Origin of the sequence: Photobacterium sp. S4TG1 (assembly GCF_036040035.1) — a bacterium.
Lineage (GTDB): Bacteria > Pseudomonadota > Gammaproteobacteria > Enterobacterales > Vibrionaceae > Photobacterium.
On record NZ_JAYXUH010000001.1, the window covers coordinates 438,959 to 459,869 of the forward strand.

Sequence of the window (20,911 nt, forward strand, 5' to 3'; positions counted from 1 at the left end):
CCTTTTGTTCTCGTTCTAATTATTAGAATGGTCTTGAGATTCAATAGTTAATGCGTCTTCAACTAACGCTTTTTGTTGTTTCAAATGTACAGACATATACCCTACCGCAGGTGACGCTGATGCTGGACGACCGGCATAACGTAACTGTGATCCAGCAGGTAAAGCAGAATAGAAGTTATGTTGACTAGAATACCATGCACCTTGGTTTTGAGGCTCTTCCTGACACCAAACAAAATCAGTCACATGTTGATAATCAGCAATAGCTGCTTCAACATCTTCTTTCGGGAAAGGATACAACTGTTCAATCCGCACAATAGCAACATTCGTTTGTTCATTTTTACGACGCTGTTCTAGCAAGTCGTAATATACTTTACCGGAACAAAAAACGACCCGTTGAACATCTTGAGCAGGTAAGGCATCAACCTCACCAATCGCCGCCAAGAAAGTACCATTAGCTAATTCATCTAATGTTGATGTACACAATGGATGGCGTAACAACGATTTAGGAGACATCACAATTAACGGACGGCGCATTGGACGAACAACTTGACGTCGAATCATATGGTAAACTTGAGCCGGGGTTGACGGTACAACCACTTGCATATTTTGTTCAGCACATAATTGTAAATAACGTTCAAGACGAGCCGACGAGTGCTCTGGACCTTGACCTTCATAACCATGTGGTAGCAGCATGGTTAAACCACACATACGTCCCCATTTTTGCTCACCTGAACTAATAAATTGGTCAACGACTACTTGCGCACCATTGGCAAAATCACCAAATTGCGCTTCCCAAATCGTTAATCCACTTGGCTCTGCGGTTGCATAACCATATTCAAACGCTAAGACCGCTTCTTCAGATAACACCGAATCAATCACTTCAAATGGCCCTTGACCATTATGGATGTGAGTTAACGGAATATAGGTGCTGGCATCTTCTTGATTGTGTAACACCGCATGACGGTGGAAAAAGGTACCACGGCCTGAATCTTGCCCCGTAATACGAATACGATTACCATCATCAACCAATGTTGCATAAGCTAAATTTTCAGCCATACCCCAATCAATGGCTTTTTCACCAGCAATCATTGCTAAACGATCGGTATAGATTTTTTGAACACGACTTTGCAGTTGGTGACTGGTTGGATACTGACATAAACGTTTACCCAACTCTTGTAAACGCTGCTCGTCAACTTTACTCTTCCAATCAACAGTCCAATCATGACCCAAATATGGTGCCCAATCGACGGAGTGCAATTTCATTGGTCGCCACTCTTTGACCACACACTCACCACGATCTAATGCATCACGGTATTCATTGACTAGACCTGTCGCTACATCTAATCCAAATGCACCAATGTCAGTTAAATAATCGGCATATAATTTACGTGGCGTCGGGTGCTTTTTGATTTTTTGATACATCAATGGCTGCGTAGCGTTAGGCTCATCAGCTTCATTATGACCATGACGGCGATAACACACTAAATCAATCACGACATCACGCTTAAACTCATGACGATAGTCAAACGCCAGTCGAGTAACAAAAGCAACCGCTTGTGGATCATCGGCATTGACGTGAAAAATAGGGGCCTGTACCATTTTCGCGATATCAGTACAGTATTCTGTTGAACGAGTATCTTGAGGATTTGACGTCGTGAAACCCACCTGATTATTGATAACAATACGTACTGTACCGCCAACACTATAACCACGAGCTTGAGACATATTAAAGGTTTCAGCAACAACACCTTGTCCAGCAATAGCAGAGTCACCGTGAATGGTAATCGGTAATACTTTATCGCCAGTATCATCACCTAAACGATCTTGACGAGCACGAACTGAACCAACAACAACCGGGTTTACAATTTCAAGATGCGAAGGGTTAAAAGCAAGCGCAAGATGTACATCACCGCCAGGGGTTGAGAAATCAGCGGAGAAACCTTGGTGGTATTTCACATCACCGGTGCCCCAGCTTTCGCCATGCTTACCCGCAAATTCATCAAACAAATCTTGTGGTTTTTTACCTAATACGTTCACTAACATATTTAAGCGGCCACGGTGAGCCATACCCACAACGACTTCACGCACACCTTGTGAACCCGCATGACGAATCAACTCTTTCATCATTGGAATCATGGCGTCGCCACCTTCTAATGAGAAACGTTTTGCGCCTGGGAATTTTGCACCTAAATAGCGCTCAAGGCCTTCAGCAGCGGTCAATTCATCAAGAAAGCACAATTGTTCGTCGGTAGTAAATGATCCTGTTCCCATCACCGATTCTAGTCGCTGTTGAATCCAACGCTTTTCTTCAGTGTCAGTAATATGCATATATTCAGCACCAATTGAACCACAATAGGTCTTTTTAAGGGCTGCATATATTTCACTGAGTTTCATGGTCTCTTGACCGATAGCAAACGAACCGACATTAAACGTTTCATTAAAATCATCGGCAGTTAGCGAGTGAAATTCTGGATCAAGATCAGCAACGTGCTCACGTTGCCATAATCCTAATGGATCAAGATTTGCATTTTGATGACCACGAAAACGATACGCATTGATTAACTGTAATACTTTAACTTGTTTTGCATCAACATCAGGATCATTTACAACAGCACTTAAGAAATGAGTTTCTTTTGCTAACCGTCGAAAATAATCACGGACACGAGAATGAGGTTGTTCAACCACCTTATCATTAACGATAGGTAGGCCAACAAACACCTCTCGCCACTGAGTATCAACTAACTCTGGATCGCTAAGATACAACTCGTAAAGATCTTCTACATAAGTTGCGTTGGCGCCAGCTAAATGTGAAGACTCAAGCCATGCCTTCATAACGCTATTCTGCATTACTTTCCCTTAACTACTGATTTATCGCCATTGGCTTCGGTTTAATACCGCGCATTTCGGTTAGTGGTCAATGATTGGTTAACACTGAACCACTAACATATCGATATTTTTTAGACTGCTCGTTGAAGCAGCATAGATTTTATATGTCCAATCGCTTTTGTCGGATTTAATCCCTTAGGACAAACATTTACACAGTTCATTATGCCATGGCAACGAAAAACACTAAATGCATCATCAAGTTCTGATAATCGTTGATCAGTCGCTGTATCACGACTATCAATTAACCATCGGTAAGCTGCTAGCAACCCCGCAGGGCCAATAAACTTATCAGGGTTCCACCAGAATGATGGGCAGGCCGTCGAACAACAAGCACACATAATACACTCATATAGACCGTCCAATTGAGCACGATCTTCCGGCGCTTGTAAGTTCTCTCGTGCTGGCGGTATTGTCGCATCATCAATTAAAAAAGGCTTTACTTTAGCGTAGTTACTATAGAACTGTTCCATATCAATAATCAAATCACGTATCACAGGTAACCCAGGTAACGGACGAATGACAATCGCACTGGTATTGATTAACGCTGATAATGGAGTAATACAAGCTAATCCGTTTTTACCATTCATGTTAATACCATCAGAGCCACAAACACCCTCACGACAAGAACGACGGAAAGACAAGCTAGCATCTTGTTCTTTAAGTAAAATCAACGCATCTAGCACCATCATATCTGAGCCATCAGCCACATCAAGCTGATAATCTTGCATATACGGAATATCATCAACGTCAGGATTGTAACGGTAAATTGAAAAATTCAGTTTCATCGTAGTGATCTCCCGTTAATAAACACGTGCTTTTGGCGGAAACGCTTCTCGATGAATAGGCGTCATGTTGACATCACGTTTCGTCATCGTTTCTGTTTCTGGATTATAAATCGAATGGCATAGCCAATTAGTATCATCACGATCGGGGAAATCAAATCGAGCATGAGCACCACGACTTTCAGTACGGTAATTAGCGGCAATCGCTGTTGCCATTGCGGTTTCCATGAGGTTATCTAGTTCTAAACACTCAATACGCTGAGTATTAAACTCAGTTGACGTATCATCTAATCGCGCATGCTGTAGTCGTTCACGAATTGCTTTTAGCTCTTCCAAACCAGTAGCCATTGCCTCACCTTCCCTAAATACCGAGAAGTTGTTTTGCATGCATGCCTGCAAGTCTTTACGAATTTGAACAGGATCTTCACCTTCTTGAGTATTATTCCAACGGTTAAGGCGAGCAAGTGAGGCTTCTATATCCGCTTCTGTCGCAGGTTTAGCTTCAGCTTGTGCCAATAATGTATTACCTAGATGCAATCCCGTTGCGCGTCCAAAGACGACTAAATCAAGTAATGAATTACCCCCTAAACGATTAGCCCCATGTACTGATACTGATGCAATTTCACCACAGGCAAACAAACCTTGAATTTCTTCATCCGCCCCATTCGCATTTTGTTTCAATGCTTGACCAGATACTTGTGTCGGTACGCCCCCCATCATGTAATGGCAGGTTGGAATAACAGGAATTGGCTCTTTAACAGGATCAATATGGGCAAATGTACGCGATAATTCACAAATACCGGGTAAGCGCGATTCAAGAACATCTTTACCTAAGTGATCAAGTTTTAACTTCAAGTGAGGCCCCCATGGACCATCGCATCCGCGCCCTTCACGAATTTCAACCATCATCGAACGAGCGACAACATCACGGCCAGCTAAATCTTTAGCATTTGGTGCATAACGCTCCATAAAACGTTCGCCATCTTTATTCAGTAAATAGCCACCTTCACCACGACAACCTTCAGTTACCAACACGCCAGCACCTGCTATACCAGTCGGATGAAATTGCCACATTTCCATATCCTGCATAGGTACACCAGCACGTAATGCCATACCTACGCCATCACCAGTATTAATATGGGCGTTAGTAGTGGATGCATAAATACGCCCCGCCCCGCCTGTTGCTAGGATTGTTGCTTTGGCTTTGAAATAACACACCTCGCCAGTTTCCATACACAAAGCCGTGCAGCCTAGAATAACGCCATCTTCATTCTTCACTAAATCAAGCGCATACCATTCAGAAAAAATTGTGGTGTGGTGTTTAATATTTTGCTGATAAAGCGTATGTAATAAAGCATGACCCGTTCGATCGGCAGCCGCCGCCGTACGTGCCGCTTGCTCACCACCAAACTCTTTTGACTGACCACCAAATGGACGTTGATAAATACTGCCATCATCAAATCGAGAAAAAGGTAATCCCATTTTTTCCAATTCAATAACAGACTTAGGACCGTTTTCACACATATACTCAATCGCATTCTGATCACCAATATAATCAGAACCTTTCACCGTATCATACATATGCCATTGCCAATTATCAGGATGAGAGTTCCCTAAGGCAACCGTGATTCCTCCTTGTGCAGACACCGTATGAGAGCGGGTTGGAAACACTTTTGATAGCAAGGCACATTTTAAGCCTTGCTCTGATATTTGTAGTGCAGCACGCATTCCTGCACCACCAGCGCCGATAACAACGGCATCAAATTCACGAACAGCAATGCTCACTACACACCCCACACAATGAAGAAACCTGAAAATAGGTAAATAAATAAAATTGCGACAACAGCAAACTGACAACACGCTCTTAATACTGCAGGTTTAATATAATCAGTAAGCACTTGCCATAAGCCGATCCACGCATGAATTAAAATGGAAACCAATGCCAACAGAGTAAATACTTTCGTGGTCAGCTGCCCAAAAAACGCTTGCCACGACGCAAAAGTTATTTCGGCACCAAACGTAAAAAAGCCTACTAAATAAAAAGTATATAACGTCAAAATAATGGCTGTGGCACGAATTAAAATAAAATCATGTACGCCGTTACGTCCGACAGAAGAGACACTGGCTACCATACTAATACTCCTGCAAACACGGATAATATCGCGACAATAACAAAGCTCACTTTAGTACTAGCAAGGCCGGTTTCCATTTCTTCAAAATAGCCAAAATCCATCAATAAATGACGAATACCTAGTACAATATGGTAAAACAGCGCCGTTAATATTCCCCATAGTACCAATGTAACCACCACACTATCAGTCACACTGACAACAGTAGTAAATCCTTCTGGGGAAGATAATGACAAGTTCAATAGCCATAATAAAATAGCGACAGCAACGAACGTAATCACGCCCGATACACGATGTAGAATTGACGCAATCGCCGTTAAGGGAAAGCGTATAGTTTGTAGGTTGAGATTGACGGGTCTAGGCTTCTTTACTTTCACATTTTGCTCACTCAGCTTTATTAAAAGCATCTTATTTTTATTAAACGCTTTGATTGTTCCTATAGTGAGCCATCAAGAAACAGTTAAAAAATGCTACGTTACCATTAAAAGCAAAGTGTTGAGCAATATAATCGCTTTGTCTTTCAACCGCATTCTTTGCGCAGTTTATTAACAACTTTTCATCCATATCACAACCAAATATCAACGCAACTATACCTAGCGTAACATTCAAAAACAAACTTGGTTACATGTTATTACACACCAAGTTCACAAAAAAAACACAAATATGGAAAAGTTATTAACAAGCGCACATTGATGAATACAAAAATTGACAATTGCTTCACCGAGCGGTACAACAAATATACATCCGTTTCGGATTCAGGATTCTACAAATAACAAAGGAGATTGTTATGGCAGATAAGAAAGCTACTCTTCATATAGAAGGGAAAGCACCTATCGAACTGCCGATTATCGAGGGCTCAGAGGGCCAAGATGTAATCGATGTGCGAAAACTAGGCGCAAACGGTTTTTTTACATTTGATCCAGGTTTTCTAGCGACAGCCTCATGTGAATCTCAAATCACGTATATTGATGGCGATAAAGGAATTCTGCTACATCGTGGTTTTCCTATCGATCAATTAGCGAATAATGCTGATTACTTAGAAGTCTGTTACGTTCTGTTATATGGTGAAGTCCCTACCCGTGCTGAGTATGAACAATTTCGTACTACAGTTACTCGCCACACCATGGTGCATGAGCAAATCGCAAGTTTCTTCCATGGCTTTCGCCGTGATGCCCACCCAATGGCAATTATGTGTGGTGTCGTCGGAGCTTTATCAGCGTTCTACCATGATTCATTAGATATCAATAATGATCTTCACCGTGAAATAACCGCATTTAGATTACTGTCTAAAATGCCAACCTTGGCTTCAATGTGTCATAAATACACCACAGGCCAACCTTTTATTTATCCTCGTAATGATCTCGATTACGCTGAAAACTTCCTTCATATGATGTTTGCTACGCCATGTGAGGAATATGAAGTCAGCCCAGTTGTATCACGCGCAATGGATAAAATTTTCACCCTTCATGCCGATCATGAACAAAACGCATCAACATCAACTGTCCGTTTAGCCGGTTCTTCAGGTGCCAATCCGTTTGCTTGTATTGCTGCAGGTATTGCCTCTCTTTGGGGACCTGCTCACGGTGGTGCCAATGAAGCCTGTCTGAAAATGCTGGAAGAGATTGGTAGCGTAGATAATATTCCGGAATTTATTGAGCGAGCCAAAGATAAAGATGATCCATTCCGCTTAATGGGCTTTGGCCATCGGGTATATAAAAACTACGATCCACGTGCAACCGTGATGCGCGAAGCTTGTCATGAAGTGCTTGAAGAACTTAAAATTGATGATCCATTACTTGATGTAGCAATGGAACTTGAACGTATCGCACTGTCAGATGAATATTTTGTCAGTAAGAAACTATATCCGAACGTTGATTTCTATTCAGGTATTATTCTCAAAGCGATTGGTATTCCGGTCTCGATGTTTACGGTTATTTTTGCGATGTCACGTGTTATTGGTTGGATTGCGCATTGGAACGAAATGCACAGCGATCCAACTAATCGTATTGGTCGTCCACGTCAGCTTTATACGGGTTATTCACAACGAGAGTTTAAACCGCTTCATGAACGTGAGTAACTAAAGTTCGAGGTTCGAGTAAATAAAAAGGTTGAGACAAAAGCTCAACCTTTTTTATTTTTTAAAAACAACAGTATAATTGCCAATTCTATCAAGGTAATTAGTTATACTGGATTATCGATATCAATAAATTCAACCGCAATACCATGCTCTTGTGCTAACCACTCACCCAAAGCTTTAACACCATAACGTTCTGTTGCATGGTGCCCTGCGGCAAAATAATGAATACCCAATTCACGCGCAATATGGGTTGTACGCTCGGATACTTCACCTGAAATAAAGGCATCACAACCTTGCTGTACTGCCAGTTCAATATAATCTTGGCCACCGCCAGTACACCAGCCTACTTTTTTAATTAACGCTGGTGCATTATCACCAATATGCAGGGGTTCACGTTGTAATGCCATTGCAATCCGTGCGGCAAATTCTTCGCCTGTTAATGGTGTATCAAGATCACCATAAATCGCAATCGAGCGCGGATTACCAACGTCTAAACCGCCGATAACACTTAAACCTAAACGCTGCGCTAATTGAACGTTATTACCCACCTGTGAGTGAACATCAAGTGGCAAATGGTAAGCGTAGAGATTAATACCATTTTCGATTAAAGCCTTAATACGGCGATATTTCATACCTCGAATTTCAGCCGGCTCACCTTTCCAGAAAAAACCATGGTGAACTAAAATAGCATCGGCACCTTCAGTAACAGCACGATCAATCAGATCTTGGCAAGCTGTCACTCCCGTAATTACCTTGTTTATCTCAGTGTTGCCTTCTACCTGTAACCCATTAGGACAATAATCTTTCATCAAGTGTGGTGATAAAAAATCATTTAACAAAGCTTCTAATTTAAGATTATTCATTACCCAACCTTTTTTAATAACGTTATGCCGTTGACTCTACAATTGCTTCTATAAAAAATATCAGCCTTTGGTGATAATCTCAATTAACAACACCAACCATTCTGTGTACTTATATTATTAGACATACAAAAAAAGCCACCATTGGCAGCTTTTTCAACAACAAATCGTCATATTAAATAGATCAACTAACGGCGTGGAATACTATGCTCTAGCCGTGATAACCACAATGGTTTCGTGCTTGTTTGTGACCAACAACGGTACATATAACTTGTAAGTCGTGTACGTTTATTAATAGGAATAAAAAGCAGTACAGGAAAACACACGAACCCTAATAAAACCGTATAAATACGACGAGAGATAATATTCATTACTGAAAATTGCGTATACATTGCTAACACCTGCTCTTTATAAACCTATTGATACTTTAATCCAATAAATGAAAGAATACTACAGAAATTGGGTTAATAATTAGTCAACAACGATAAAGAAAACGTTTACCTTGAGGAATGTGTCAACATGTTACAGAAACATGATATTAATTATCACACTACAGCTGATTTTAATGCGCTGTTGACGATGCCTAATCTTGTTACTGATGGTGATTACAGCATCAGTAACCAATGGCTACACCAGTTTTCAAAAAATGCCATTATTCCAACTAATGTTAACTACCACGGCAACACCCGTTTAGGTTTTTATTATCAATGGCTATGGCAGCAATTGATTATACATCATCCAGATTACAGCCTGATTGGTGAAGAAATTCAATTACAATGGCAACATCAGACGGCCGGCGCCATTGATTTTTTAGTCCATAACCATAGCAATGATGAACTTGAACATTGGGAAGTGGCTATCAAATTTTATTTAAGCTTTCAGCACCAATGGCCGGGGCCAAACGCTAACGATAATTTAGATAAAAAAATAAATAGAATGCGGAATCATCAACTCCAACTGACAACTCACCCTGCATTTAATCATCTCGATTACTCTCTACCAACACGGCGTAGATTAATTATGCAAGGACGTTTATTTGATGCTTGGCCAGAAACTCAATCAGGCTCAGCTATAGTGATAAACCCCACCAGCAAAAAAGGGCATTGGTGCTATTGCTCGCAAGCATCGACACTTAATCTACGTGCATTAGAGAAACGCCAATGGATTGCGCCTCCTCCTTTTTCGCAATTAACGACAACACTAGATATCACTAAAATTGCAGTTCCTACTCAAGCTGTTGATAATAATGATAGTGTTTGGTTTATAGTGCCAAACCATTGGCCTCGACATAATCGCGAGCTATAAAAAACGCCCTAATACTCCTTCAATAACAAAGAGAGTAATTAGGGCGTTTTTTCGAATGTATTATCCGTTATGACGCTAAATTATTATAAACCAGCATCACTAAAGACTTTACTTACGATATCTTGAGCTTCTTTTTCGATAAGAGCTAGATGCTCTTTACCTTTAAAGCTTTCACAATAAATCTTGTAGATATCTTCTGTACCCGATGGACGAGCTGCAAACCAACCGTTTTCTGTGGTTACTTTCAAGCCACCAATCGCTGCACCATTACCTGGAGCATGTGTTAGTCGAGCAAGAATAGGTTCGCCAGCCAATGTTTCAGCTGCAACCATTTCTGGAGATAACTTGCTTAATACTGCTTTTTGTTCTTTATTAGCAACAGCTTGTAGGCGCGCATATTCTGAGCTACCAAACTCAGCAGCAAGTTCATCATAATATTGTTGTGGGTTCTTACCTGTTACCGCTGTGATTTCTGCAGCAAGTAGACATAAAAGAATACCATCTTTATCGGTTGACCAAGGCGTACCATCTTTACGTAAGAAAGAAGCTCCCGCACTTTCTTCGCCGCCAAAGCCCAAAGAACCGTTATACAAGCCATCAACAAACCATTTAAAACCAACAGGCACTTCAACTAATTCACGACCTAATGCTGCAACAACACGGTCAATTAAAGCACTTGATACTAAAGTTTTACCAACAGCAACGTCTTTACTCCACTCACTACGGTGACGGAATAAATAGTCGATACAAACGGCAAGGTAATGATTAGGATTCATCAAGCCAGCAGGAGTTACGATACCGTGACGATCGTAATCAGGGTCATTACCAAACGCTAAATCGTAGTTATCTTTATAAGCAAGTAAACCTGCCATAGCATAAGGTGATGAACAGTCCATTCGTACCACGCCGTCTTTGTCTAATGACATGAAACGGAATGATGGATCAATAGAATCATTAACTAAAGTTAAATCTAAAGCATAATATTGTGCAATCTGACGCCAGTACTCAATACCAGAACCACCAAGTGGATCAACACCTAGCTTTAAGTTTGCTTTTTGAATCGCTTCAATATCAATAACGTTAGCCAAATCGGCAACATAAGGTGCAACTAAATCTTGCTCGACAACAAGATCAGAAGCAAAAGCATCAACAATTGACACACGCTTTACGTCAACCATACCATTAGCAATGATATCGTTCGCACGTTGCTCAATAGCGGTAGTTAGCTCACTTTCAGCTGGGCCACCGTGAACAGGGTTATACTTAATGCCGCCATCTTGTGGTGGATTATGCGATGGAGTAATGACAATGCCATCAGCTTTATCTGCATAGGCTTTATTGTGACAAAGAATGGCATGAGAAATGCCTGGCGTTGGTGTATAACCTAACCCTTCTTGTACTACAACTTTCACATTATTCGCGACCAACACTTCCAATGTTGACGTGAACGCAGGCTCAGATAAAGCATGGGTATCCTTACCTAAAAATAGCGGTCCAGTTAAGCCATTTGCTAGACGAACTTCAGCGATTGCTTGAGCAATAGCCCAAATGTGGTGCTGGTTAAACGTTCCTTTATCAGCAGTACCACGATGTCCAGAAGTACCAAAGGCTACTTTTTGTAGCGGATCAGTAATAGTTGGCTCAATCAGAAAATAGTTAGCAACAAGTGCTGGAATATTATGCATATCTTCTTGCTGAGCGCGTTGACCCGCACGAGGATGGATTGCCATTGTCTTAATCCTTGTAAAAACTTAATAGTGACTAAATTTCACCACAAACTTTATCAATAATATCAGAACTAAACCCCATCTTCGTCATCAATTGGTCAATCATTTGACGCTTTCGGTCTGTATTGGTATTTGTGATCACCCAAAATGGGGTTGTGGGAATAGCTTTTGGCTTAGTTGTTTTACCACTGGTGAGTAATGTTTCTTCATCATGGGCAAAATAAACGCGAGTGCGTCCTTTAATTGCCGCAGCTTCTGCGAAACCATCAGCATCAATACGATAAAGAGAAGATAAGATCAGCATAAAGCGGCCAATGGCTTTTTCCTGTGCCGCAAATTCATCTGAAATTAACACCGTACGCATTTCTTTAACGCGATCTATGGTTGGCTCATTACCAGCATCACTGCTCACAACGATGCCTTTAGGACGGACAGGCATCACAACTGCAGGTTGCTGCAATTGTTCTTCTGGCACCATAAGCAAGCGACGTAAAATATCAGAAGCGCTTTCACCAATATGTTGAGTTTGGCTAGCGATATAACGATATAGCTCTTCGTCTACCTCAATAGTCTTCATGGTATTATTCATTATCATTCCGTTTAAAATTCTGGGTACGATTATAGCCTGATCCGAGGTTATACTCTATGGTAAATACCACACCTAACTAGAGAAAATAGCCTGTGAATCTTCATTTTCGTGCTGAAGGCAAGGGTAAAACGATCGTTTTGATCCATGGTTTGTTCGGCAGTGCAGATAATCTTGGTCTTTTAGCCCGAGAATTAAAACACCATTACCACGTGATCAGCGTCGATCTTCGTAACCATGGTTTATCCCCTCATAGTGATCAATTTAGCTATCAAGATCTTGCTCAAGATATTATTGAGACTCTCGATCATTTGGCCATTGACCAATTTGATGTAATTGGCCACTCGATGGGTGGTAAGGTCGCAATGGCATTATCCGCTATCATTCCTCAACGCATCAATCACCTTATTGTTATCGATATTGCTCCTGTCGCCTATCAAGGTCACCGCCATCAAAATGTGTTTGATGGTTTACGTGAAGTTAATCGCCATTTACTCACTAAACGTAGTGAAGCAGAAGCGTATTTAGCGCGTTATATTAATGATGCAGGTGTTCGCCAATTTTTATTAAAATCATTGGTAAAAACAGAGACCGGTTACCAATGGCGATTTAATGTCGAAAGCTTAATTGCGAACTATGCCACTATAATGGGTTGGCACCCAGCATCGCAACCCTTCACGGGTAACACTCTATTTATAAAGGGACAGTTATCTGATTATATTGAACCTCAATACCGTGCCGCAATTATGGCGCAATTTTCAAATGCCAAAGCACATGTGGTTGCCAATACAGGGCATTGGCTTCATGCTGAAAAATCGGCCACAGTAAATCGCATTATTCTTCAATTTTTGAATCAATAAGCCAAAATAATACACCAGCATAATTGAAGATTAACTACAGTAGACTATAGGACTAACTATTAAATCCCTTACTCTACTGTGATATAGTCTATTGATGTTTGATAGTAATTCCACGCGGCTTATTGCTATCTTCTGCTCTAGAGTAATGCAATGAAAGCAGCGACTGAGCAAGCTAACGTCATTAACTACGAGCTATCATGCCCTTGAGATGCAGGGCTACAATAAACAATGATGATATTTGGGCGAAAAAACATCAAATCGCCATCAAAAAGTAATTATCATTGTGTCGTTTATACTGATTTCTGTAAACTGCCCAAATAGCAGTTAACAATTTAATATGGGTAATATCTACTATGGCGAGCGTTGGACTCTTCTTTGGTAGCGACACCGGTAACACCGAAGCTGTCGCTAAAATGATTCAGAAGCAACTAGGTAGCAAGCTAGTTGAAGTAAAAGATATCGCAAAAAGCAGCAAAGAAGATATCGACAACTTTGATCTGATACTACTAGGTATTCCGACTTGGTATTATGGTGAACCACAGTGTGATTGGGATGACTTTTTCCCAGAGCTTGAGCAAGTTGATTTTTCAACCAAACTTGTTGCTATCTTTGGTTGTGGTGACCAAGAAGATTACGCAGAATACTTTTGTGATGCGATGGGTACAGTACGTGACATCGTTGAAAGCAAAGGCGGCACAATTGTTGGTAATTTCTCAACTTCAGGTTATGAGTTTGAAGCATCAAAAGCATTAGTTGATGATGCAAACTTTGTTGGTCTATGTGTTGATGAAGACCGTCAACCAGAGCTAACAGCATCACGTGTTGAGCAATGGGTTAATCAAATTTTTGATGAGATGTGCCTAGCTGAACTTGCTGACTAATCACTAACAGCAATCCACAAAGAACGCGCTTCAACAGCGCGTTTTTTATTTTTACCAAATATATTACGGCTTCAGACAATAACATCCCGCTACATATTCTTACCTACCGCTATAATTTCAATAGTAATCAACGATAACAAAAATTTATCAATTCGCTCATTCAATGGCTAAACTCTAAAAATAAAAACCATAAGTTTAACGACAGCTTAACCAAACTTACCTTATAGTAATCAAACAAGACAACACACTATATAAACTGGTATGATGAGGTGTTTATTTACATTTTCGTTACAAATCGACAAGAAAAATAAAAGTAACACTTCTGCTAGATAACTGACCTTTTAAGGTTTATTGTTATCGTTGCGTCACTTATAATGAATCTATATGAGAAAGACTACTGCAACATTTTTGCAGCTAGCCAACAGGAAAATCGGATGTCAGATAATAATCACGCGCTAAAGCAAGCTGGTCTTAAAGTAACACTTCCTCGTCTTAAGATTTTAGAAGTGCTTCAACAACCTGATTGCCAACACATCAGTGCTGAAGACCTGTATAAAAAACTCATCGATATCGGTGAAGAAATTGGCCTTGCGACCGTTTACCGTGTCCTTAACCAATTTGATGATGCAGGCATTGTAACTCGTCACCATTTTGAAGGTGGTAAATCGGTATTCGAATTAGCCACTCAACATCATCATGATCATCTCGTTTGTCTTGATTGTGGTAAAGTAATTGAATTTTCAGACGAAATGATTGAGCAACGCCAGAAAGACATCGCGGCACGCTACAATGTTCGTTTAACAAACCATAGCTTGTACCTATATGGTCATTGCATGGATGGCGATTGTAATGCCGATGAAACGTTACACGACGAAAAATAACAATGACTAGTTATTTTCGCCCTAAAAACCAGTGATCAGCATCACTGGTTTTTTTATCACTCAATCTTTGTCGCGACCCACATCACGATTCAAATAACGTTACAATTGGTTGCGTGACAAATAATGGTTAATTACATATATCAGTTAGTTACTTATATAGGGAATTAATCATGAAATCGAATTCATTAACTGTCGCTCTAATCACTGCTTTATCTTTAGGCTCTATGTCATCGGTTGCCAATGCCTGCACTCGTGTTTTATGGCAAACTCAAGATCAAGGCACCTTTGTTGCTCGTACCATGGACTGGTCAGAATCAACCCAACCGACATTAGTCAATTTCCCTCAAGGCTCTAAATATTCCACCCATTTAAGTCAATTAAATAATGTTAATGCTAAATATGCCGTTACCGGAATAACCGCCTATAGCATTGTTATGGATGGTATAAATTCACAAGGATTAAGCGGGAATGTTCTTTATGATGCAGAGATGGATTTAGGCAAATCAGACCCACAACAAAAAGCAGGGGCAATAACGTACTTACGTCACCTATTATCACAATATAAAGACGTTAATGAATTAGTAGCAGCCATCAAAGATACACCACCGATTGAAGAGCTTATCAAAGGTATTCCAGTACGAATCGCACTTCATATTTCAGTTCAAGATCCAACTGGTGATAGTGCTATTATCGAATGGCGAAATGGCAAACCACAAATTTGGCATGGTAAAAAATACACCGTGATGACAAATCAGCCCGGTTACGCACAACACCTGGCGAATGTTCAACGTTCAGCACGCGGTTGGGGAGAGCAAGATACCCAATGGAGCCAAACAAACTTAGGGACGGGGGGCAATACAAATCCGGAAGATCGCTTTATTCATACCACATACTTTTCAAAACACTTAAAACAACCAACCAGTATTATAAACGGCATTCTAAAACTAGATTCAACAGTATTTCGTATTCCTCATGATGCTCCCAATCGCCCAGTTAATGGCAAAATGGCTGGTTATGCTACTGAATATACAATCAATACCCATTTGCAATCAGGTCAAACCTACATTCGATATCAATGGGGCAATATTTATACTCAATTTAACTATGATGTTAAAGCTATTCAACAATCACAAAAAAACATCAATTTTACTCTCGCCAATAATGACTTAGCTGGCGACATTACACAAAAAATCATTGATTCAAGTAACTAATAACGGTCAAAATGACATAAAAAAGCGCCTATTCCATTACTGAAATAGGCGCTTTTCAACAAATATCAACGACTAATTAGTCACCGATTTTTGCCCAAGTATCACGTAGACCTACAGTACGGTTAAATACAAGGTGGTCTGCACTTGAATCTTTGTTATCAGCACAGAAATAACCCATACGCTCAAACTGGTATGCTTTTTCAGCTTCTGCTGCAACCAATGCTGGTTCAACAAAACCGTGCAATACCGTCAGAGATTCAGGGTTAATCACTGATACGAAATCTTCTGCTGCACCTGGATTTGGTACAGTAAATAGACGATCGTATAAACGAATTTCTGCTGGAATACCCGCTTGTGCAGACACCCAGTGAATAACGCCTTTTACTTTACGACCATCAGCTGGGTTTTTACCTAGCGTATCTTTATCGTAAGTACAGTAAATAGTCGTAATATTGCCTTCAGCATCTTTTTCAATACGTTCAGCTTGAATCACATATGCGCCACGTAGACGTACTTCTTTACCTAAAACTAAACGCTTGTACTTCTTGTTCGCTTCTTCGCGGAAGTCTTCACGCTCAATGTAAAGTTCACGGCTAAATGGTACTTCACGTGTACCCATTTCTGGTTTGTTAGGGTGATTAGCAACCGTTAACGTTTCAGTCTCACCGTCAAAGTTTTCAATCACAACTTTAACAGGATCTAGAACCGCCATTGCACGAGGTGCATTTTCATTTAGATCATCACGAATACAAGATTCTAGTGAGCTAATTTCAATGGTATTGTCTTGCTTAGTCACACCAATACGCTTACAGAATTCACGCATTGAGCCAGGTGTAAAGCCACGGCGACGTAGACCAGAAATAGTTGGCATACGTGGATCATCCCAACCGTTCACTAATTTATCTGTCACAAGTTGGTTTAGCTTACGCTTAGACATTACAGTGTATTCAAGGTTTAGACGACTAAACTCATACTGATGTGGCGTACAATCAATGGTGATGTTTTCAAGAACCCAATCGTATAAACGACGGTTATCCATAAATTCAAGTGTACAGATAGAATGCGTAATGCCTTCTAACGCATCAGAAATACAGTGCGTAAAGTCGTACATTGGGTAAATGCACCACTTATCACCTGTTTGGTGGTGATTTGCAAAACGAACGCGGTAAATAACCGGATCACGCATAACCATAAACGGTGATGCCATGTCGATTTTCGCACGTAGACACATTTTGCCTTCTTCAACTTCGCCGTTCTTCATTTTCTCAAATAAGGCTAAGTTTTCTTCGACACTACGATCGCGGTAAGGACTATGTTTACCCGCTTGCGTTAACGTACCGCGGTATTCGCGCATTTGCTCAGGACTTAGCTCATCAACATATGCTAAGCCTTTATTAATTAATTCAATGGCAAACCCGTGAAGCTGATCAAAGTAGTTTGATGAATAACAAATCTCACCACTCCACTCAAAGCCTAACCAGTTAACATCATTTTTAATAGACTCAACATATTCGATGTCTTCTTTCTCAGGGTTGGTGTCATCGAAACGTAAGTTACATTGACCCTGATAGTCCTGAGCAATACCGAAGTTCAAACAAATAGATTTCGCATGACCGATATGCAGATAACCATTTGGTTCTGGCGGGAATCGGGTATGTATGCTTGTATGTTTGCCACTTGCTAAATCCGTATCAATGATTTGACGGATAAAGTTAGTTGGACGAGCTTCAGATTCACTCATCTATTACACCTCGTGTACTTACAGGATTGAGAATTATGTACAGTTCATCAATATGAACTATGACTTTACACTATACCTCAATGCCGCTATGCAAAAAATCAAAAACGCAGTTATAACAAACAATAGTTGTGATTTTAATTAATAACGCGCAATAAAAAGCCGACGATGGTCATCCCATCGTCGGCAATAGCGCGATCATATAATGATCAAACGTTACATAACCGCTAGTCGATTACAGTGTTGTAACACGACTGAAACGTTTACCGTTACCACTTACAGCACGGATTTCAACTTTACCCGTTACACTTGGTTGTGCTTTCGCATCATAAGTGTTCCAAGTTTTACCTGCGTCTGTAGAGTACTGTAGTGTCAGACCTGGCATGCTTACATTCATCGCAAGTTTACCGTTTTCAATCTTGGCACCAGGTACAGGTACGCGGTATTGAATACCAGCCGCATCTAATTTAGCTAATTCACGTTGACCTAATACGTTAGCAAAACGCTGCCACTCATCGTGAAGTGCTTTTTTGTTTACAAGGTTTGAATCTTGAGAATATTCAACACCAGCTTGGTATTCATTTTCCCACTCACCTTTATGCCATGCACGCTCAGCGGCGGCTAATACACGTGGGAATACCATATATTCATACTGCTTATCATTACCTACTGTCTCACTCCAAAGCTGAGCAGATAAGCCATGGAAACCTTTTGATTTCACAGTACCTTTACTGGTAAAGCCATTACCATCACGGTCAAGTGATGTTTCCGCATTTTGTGGTAAGTTCTCTGGTGCAAAACCAAACATCTTACGCGTATCTGTTGCACGTGTTGCCCAGTAGTAGCCACGCTCTGATGGGTCTACTTCATATGGCATATCCATGTAAACATAATCAGGGTTTGATACAACTACATCATAGCCTTTATTAGCCCACTCGTAAGCTGACGCGCCGCCGCCCCAGTATAGAACGTCCCAGAAGTTTACACGTACGTTATCTGTACCAAACGCTTTTGAATCTTTTGAATACTTCAAGCCATCTTGCCATGCTTGGAAGTTTTCAATACCTTTACCATTTACCACTTCACTGATTTTCTCAGCAAAGTGACTTGGTAGGTGATCGTAATCACTTACTACACCATCAGCCACTAACTTCTGACACATTGGTGATTTCTGGTAAGGCTTATCTTGCTTAGATTGGTCAATAGAACCCGTCCAAGCCGTTTGCTCTGCAGCATTAATATCTTGGAAGCCTGCATTTAACTTAATATTTTTCGCTTCATCACCACCGAAGTGCCATGTATTTAGTGGCATTCCTGCTTCTTTATGCATAGCTTGAAGTTCAGAAATAACTTTATCTACAAACTTTACAGAAGAATCCATACATGGGTTGATGAAACTACGCTTATCGTAGAACTGCACGGTAGTTACGTTTGACGTATCTTTTGGATCCATCAAGCGGTATTCATTCGCTTCATCCATCTTACCTTCAGCAGCAAGACGATTGTAACGTGCTTCCATTGCAACCACTGCCGCACGTGCGTGTGCAGGCATATCGATTTCAGGAATGACTTCAATACCACGTGCTTTTGCGTATTTTAGAATATCTAAGTAATCTTGCTTACTGTAGTAACCAGAGCCATCATTATCTGATGTTGGGCCTGAACCTAACTGAGGTAACAGACATGTTGTTTCAGAAAGATCGTGACAACGCTTACTACCAATATCTGTCAGTTCTGGTAAACCTGGAATCTCTACACGCCAACCTTCATCATCTGATAGGTGGAAGTGGAATTTGTTCATCTTGTACGCTGCCATTTGGTCTAGCGTACGCAGAATAACGTCTTTTGAGTGGAAGTTACGACCAACATCAACCATTACGCCACGGTAGTCAAAACGTGGAGCATCGGTAACTTCTAGTGTAGGAATGCTATTTTTCGCACCCGTACTCATTAATGAGATTAGTGACTGTACGCCGTAGAATGCACCTTGATCATCAAAACCAGTAATGGTTGCACCAGTTGGAGTTACATCTAATGTATAAGCACCTGCAATTTGCTTATCTTTAGCAAATGAGCCCGGTAAACGGCTTACTTTTACAGGGTACTGGCCCTTAGTGTTAACGCCTAGTACATCAAGACGCTCATTTACTGCAGCCATCATGTCTGCTGGTAACGTAAAGTTAGTAATTTTAATACCGTTTGCTAATGAAACAGTATTACCAGTAAGCTTAGTGCTTAATGGCGTAGGAACAATAGTTGCAGCCACTTCAGCTGTCGCTAACACATTAATATCTTGGTTTTTATTAAAGCGAGTTTCAGCGGTTGCAAGTACGTTATTATCAGCCTTAACACGCTTAAATTGGTCACCTTTCAGTGGCACTAAATAATCACTAGGGTTAGCTGAATCTGTACTCTTAATTGTTTGTGCCGCAGCGTCACCTGATGTTACGTATGCACGAGGCATGTAGTCATTTTCGAAAAGTGTCCAGTATTCGCCAATGTAAGGAATAACAACCTTCTCGCCTTCTGCAAAACCATCAAACTTGTCTGTTGGCTCTAACGTATGAAGGTCACCTGTTACGTGTGTAACTTTGAATTGGTCGTTTTGCACTTCAAGAATTTGGCGAATGCTGCTGAAATAAATTTTCCAATCAGTACCCGTTACCGCTGGGCCATTATTTTCCAGCGTCAAATTAATTAGATCACAAGATGCCCATTCTGCGCCTAGCGTCTTACACTGTAGGCCTTCTTCTGCACCGTGTTGAGTAACGATTTCATAAGTAACATCAAGGTTATTAGCTAAATTTTTAACAACCTTTTCATCATCATTTCCTTGAGTTGCACAACCAGTTACTGCTAGTGCAATGAAAGATGCTAACGCTGTAAGTTTAATAGTCATGAAATATTCCTTTCTCCCGATATCCCTTAAAATGAAGGGAAAATCTATATAGAGCCCAAAAGTTGGGTACTCAAAATGCCGGTCTTGAT

At 40.7% G+C, this 20,911-nt stretch carries 17 protein-coding genes; 6 read left to right on the top strand and 11 right to left on the bottom strand.

The window, feature by feature from the left end; genetic code table 11:
• Positions 1–15 precede the first annotated feature (15 nt).
• The 5 genes from sucA to sdhC form a co-directional block, all read right to left on the bottom strand.
• Positions 16–2,847, bottom strand: coding sequence for a 2-oxoglutarate dehydrogenase E1 component (sucA, locus tag VXS03_RS02115; RefSeq protein WP_327761723.1), 2,832 nt, complete (start codon positions 2,845–2,847; stop codon positions 16–18).
• A gap of 110 nt (positions 2,848–2,957) precedes the next feature.
• Complete coding sequence (locus VXS03_RS02120) at positions 2,958–3,671, bottom strand: succinate dehydrogenase iron-sulfur subunit (protein ID WP_327761724.1); 714 nt, start codon at positions 3,669–3,671, stop codon at positions 2,958–2,960.
• 15 nt (positions 3,672–3,686) lie between these two features.
• Positions 3,687–5,453, bottom strand: coding sequence for a succinate dehydrogenase flavoprotein subunit (gene sdhA / locus VXS03_RS02125; protein WP_327761725.1), 1,767 nt, complete (start codon positions 5,451–5,453; stop codon positions 3,687–3,689).
• A complete protein-coding gene (gene sdhD, locus VXS03_RS02130; RefSeq protein ID WP_327761726.1) occupies positions 5,453–5,800 on the bottom strand; it encodes a succinate dehydrogenase, hydrophobic membrane anchor protein in 348 nt (115 codons plus the stop codon). Before sdhD ends, sdhA begins: the two co-directional genes overlap by 1 nt.
• Entirely contained in the window at positions 5,794–6,204 is a 411-nt protein-coding gene (sdhC, locus tag VXS03_RS02135) for a succinate dehydrogenase cytochrome b556 subunit (protein WP_327761727.1), read from the bottom strand. Before sdhC ends, sdhD begins: the two co-directional genes overlap by 7 nt.
• A 380-nt stretch (positions 6,205–6,584) precedes the next feature.
• Between sdhC and VXS03_RS02140 the strand changes: the two genes are divergently transcribed.
• Entirely contained in the window at positions 6,585–7,874 is a 1,290-nt protein-coding gene (locus VXS03_RS02140) for a citrate synthase (protein ID WP_080156853.1), read from the top strand.
• A gap of 104 nt (positions 7,875–7,978) precedes the next feature.
• On the opposite strand, the gene VXS03_RS02145 is transcribed toward VXS03_RS02140, so the two are convergent.
• Both VXS03_RS02145 and VXS03_RS02150 read right to left on the bottom strand, forming a co-directional pair.
• Positions 7,979–8,737 (bottom strand): Nif3-like dinuclear metal center hexameric protein, encoded by a 759-nt coding sequence (locus tag VXS03_RS02145; protein WP_327761728.1) that lies wholly within the window; start codon positions 8,735–8,737, stop codon positions 7,979–7,981.
• A gap of 185 nt (positions 8,738–8,922) precedes the next feature.
• Positions 8,923–9,126: a DUF2517 family protein gene (locus VXS03_RS02150; protein ID WP_327761729.1), complete on the bottom strand. Its 204-nt coding sequence runs from the start codon at positions 9,124–9,126 to the stop codon at positions 8,923–8,925.
• Between the two features lie 127 nt (positions 9,127–9,253).
• Between VXS03_RS02150 and VXS03_RS02155 the strand changes: the two genes are divergently transcribed.
• A complete protein-coding gene (locus VXS03_RS02155; RefSeq protein ID WP_327761730.1) occupies positions 9,254–10,039 on the top strand; it encodes a DUF1853 family protein in 786 nt (261 codons plus the stop codon).
• A gap of 83 nt (positions 10,040–10,122) precedes the next feature.
• Here the strand turns inward: VXS03_RS02155 and pgm are convergent, their stop codons facing one another.
• Together pgm and seqA are read right to left on the bottom strand one after the other, a co-directional pair.
• Entirely contained in the window at positions 10,123–11,769 is a 1,647-nt protein-coding gene (gene pgm, locus VXS03_RS02160) for a phosphoglucomutase (alpha-D-glucose-1,6-bisphosphate-dependent) (RefSeq protein WP_327761731.1), read from the bottom strand.
• Between the two features lie 31 nt (positions 11,770–11,800).
• Positions 11,801–12,343 (bottom strand): replication initiation negative regulator SeqA, encoded by a 543-nt coding sequence (gene seqA / locus VXS03_RS02165; protein WP_327761733.1) that lies wholly within the window; start codon positions 12,341–12,343, stop codon positions 11,801–11,803.
• A 104-nt stretch (positions 12,344–12,447) separates the two neighbouring features.
• Between seqA and VXS03_RS02170 the strand changes: the two genes are divergently transcribed.
• The 4 genes from VXS03_RS02170 (at position 12,448) to VXS03_RS02185 (ending at position 16,185) form a co-directional block, all read left to right on the top strand.
• Complete coding sequence (locus tag VXS03_RS02170; RefSeq protein ID WP_327761734.1) at positions 12,448–13,212, top strand: alpha/beta fold hydrolase; 765 nt, start codon at positions 12,448–12,450, stop codon at positions 13,210–13,212.
• Positions 13,213–13,565: 353 nt separating this feature from the next.
• A complete protein-coding gene (gene fldA / locus VXS03_RS02175; RefSeq protein WP_327761735.1) occupies positions 13,566–14,093 on the top strand; it encodes a flavodoxin FldA in 528 nt (175 codons plus the stop codon).
• Between the two features lie 434 nt (positions 14,094–14,527).
• Positions 14,528–14,974 (top strand): ferric iron uptake transcriptional regulator, encoded by a 447-nt coding sequence (gene fur, locus VXS03_RS02180; protein ID WP_080156859.1) that lies wholly within the window; start codon positions 14,528–14,530, stop codon positions 14,972–14,974.
• Between the two features lie 170 nt (positions 14,975–15,144).
• Positions 15,145–16,185: a linear amide C-N hydrolase gene (locus tag VXS03_RS02185; RefSeq protein WP_327761736.1), complete on the top strand. Its 1,041-nt coding sequence runs from the start codon at positions 15,145–15,147 to the stop codon at positions 16,183–16,185.
• Between the two features lie 76 nt (positions 16,186–16,261).
• On the opposite strand, the gene glnS is transcribed toward VXS03_RS02185, so the two are convergent.
• A complete protein-coding gene (glnS, locus tag VXS03_RS02190; protein ID WP_327761737.1) occupies positions 16,262–17,926 on the bottom strand; it encodes a glutamine--tRNA ligase in 1,665 nt (554 codons plus the stop codon).
• Positions 17,927–18,158: 232 nt separating this feature from the next.
• Positions 18,159–20,822 (bottom strand): beta-N-acetylhexosaminidase, encoded by a 2,664-nt coding sequence (locus tag VXS03_RS02195; RefSeq protein ID WP_327761739.1) that lies wholly within the window; start codon positions 20,820–20,822, stop codon positions 18,159–18,161.
• Positions 20,823–20,911 lie beyond the last annotated feature (89 nt).

Excerpts from the sequence above, each read along its gene's own strand:
- sucA (WP_327761723.1), bottom strand. The coding sequence starts at position 2,847 with ATGCAGAATAGCGTTATGAAGGCATGGCTTGAGTCTTCACATTTAGCT.
- VXS03_RS02120 (WP_327761724.1), bottom strand. The coding sequence starts at position 3,671 with ATGAAACTGAATTTTTCAATTTACCGTTACAATCCTGACGTTGATGAT.
- sdhD (WP_327761726.1), bottom strand. The coding sequence starts at position 5,800 with ATGGTAGCCAGTGTCTCTTCTGTCGGACGTAACGGCGTACATGATTTT.
- sdhC (WP_327761727.1), bottom strand. The coding sequence starts at position 6,204 with ATGCTTTTAATAAAGCTGAGTGAGCAAAATGTGAAAGTAAAGAAGCCT.
- VXS03_RS02140 (WP_080156853.1), top strand. The coding sequence starts at position 6,585 with ATGGCAGATAAGAAAGCTACTCTTCATATAGAAGGGAAAGCACCTATC.
- VXS03_RS02145 (WP_327761728.1), bottom strand. The coding sequence starts at position 8,737 with ATGAATAATCTTAAATTAGAAGCTTTGTTAAATGATTTTTTATCACCA.
- VXS03_RS02150 (WP_327761729.1), bottom strand. The coding sequence starts at position 9,126 with ATGTATACGCAATTTTCAGTAATGAATATTATCTCTCGTCGTATTTAT.
- VXS03_RS02155 (WP_327761730.1), top strand. The coding sequence starts at position 9,254 with ATGTTACAGAAACATGATATTAATTATCACACTACAGCTGATTTTAAT.
- pgm (WP_327761731.1), bottom strand. The coding sequence starts at position 11,769 with ATGGCAATCCATCCTCGTGCGGGTCAACGCGCTCAGCAAGAAGATATG.
- seqA (WP_327761733.1), bottom strand. The coding sequence starts at position 12,343 with ATGAAGACTATTGAGGTAGACGAAGAGCTATATCGTTATATCGCTAGC.
- fldA (WP_327761735.1), top strand. The coding sequence starts at position 13,566 with ATGGCGAGCGTTGGACTCTTCTTTGGTAGCGACACCGGTAACACCGAA.
- fur (WP_080156859.1), top strand. The coding sequence starts at position 14,528 with ATGTCAGATAATAATCACGCGCTAAAGCAAGCTGGTCTTAAAGTAACA.
- VXS03_RS02185 (WP_327761736.1), top strand. The coding sequence starts at position 15,145 with ATGAAATCGAATTCATTAACTGTCGCTCTAATCACTGCTTTATCTTTA.
- glnS (WP_327761737.1), bottom strand. The coding sequence starts at position 17,926 with ATGAGTGAATCTGAAGCTCGTCCAACTAACTTTATCCGTCAAATCATT.
- VXS03_RS02195 (WP_327761739.1), bottom strand. The coding sequence starts at position 20,822 with ATGACTATTAAACTTACAGCGTTAGCATCTTTCATTGCACTAGCAGTA.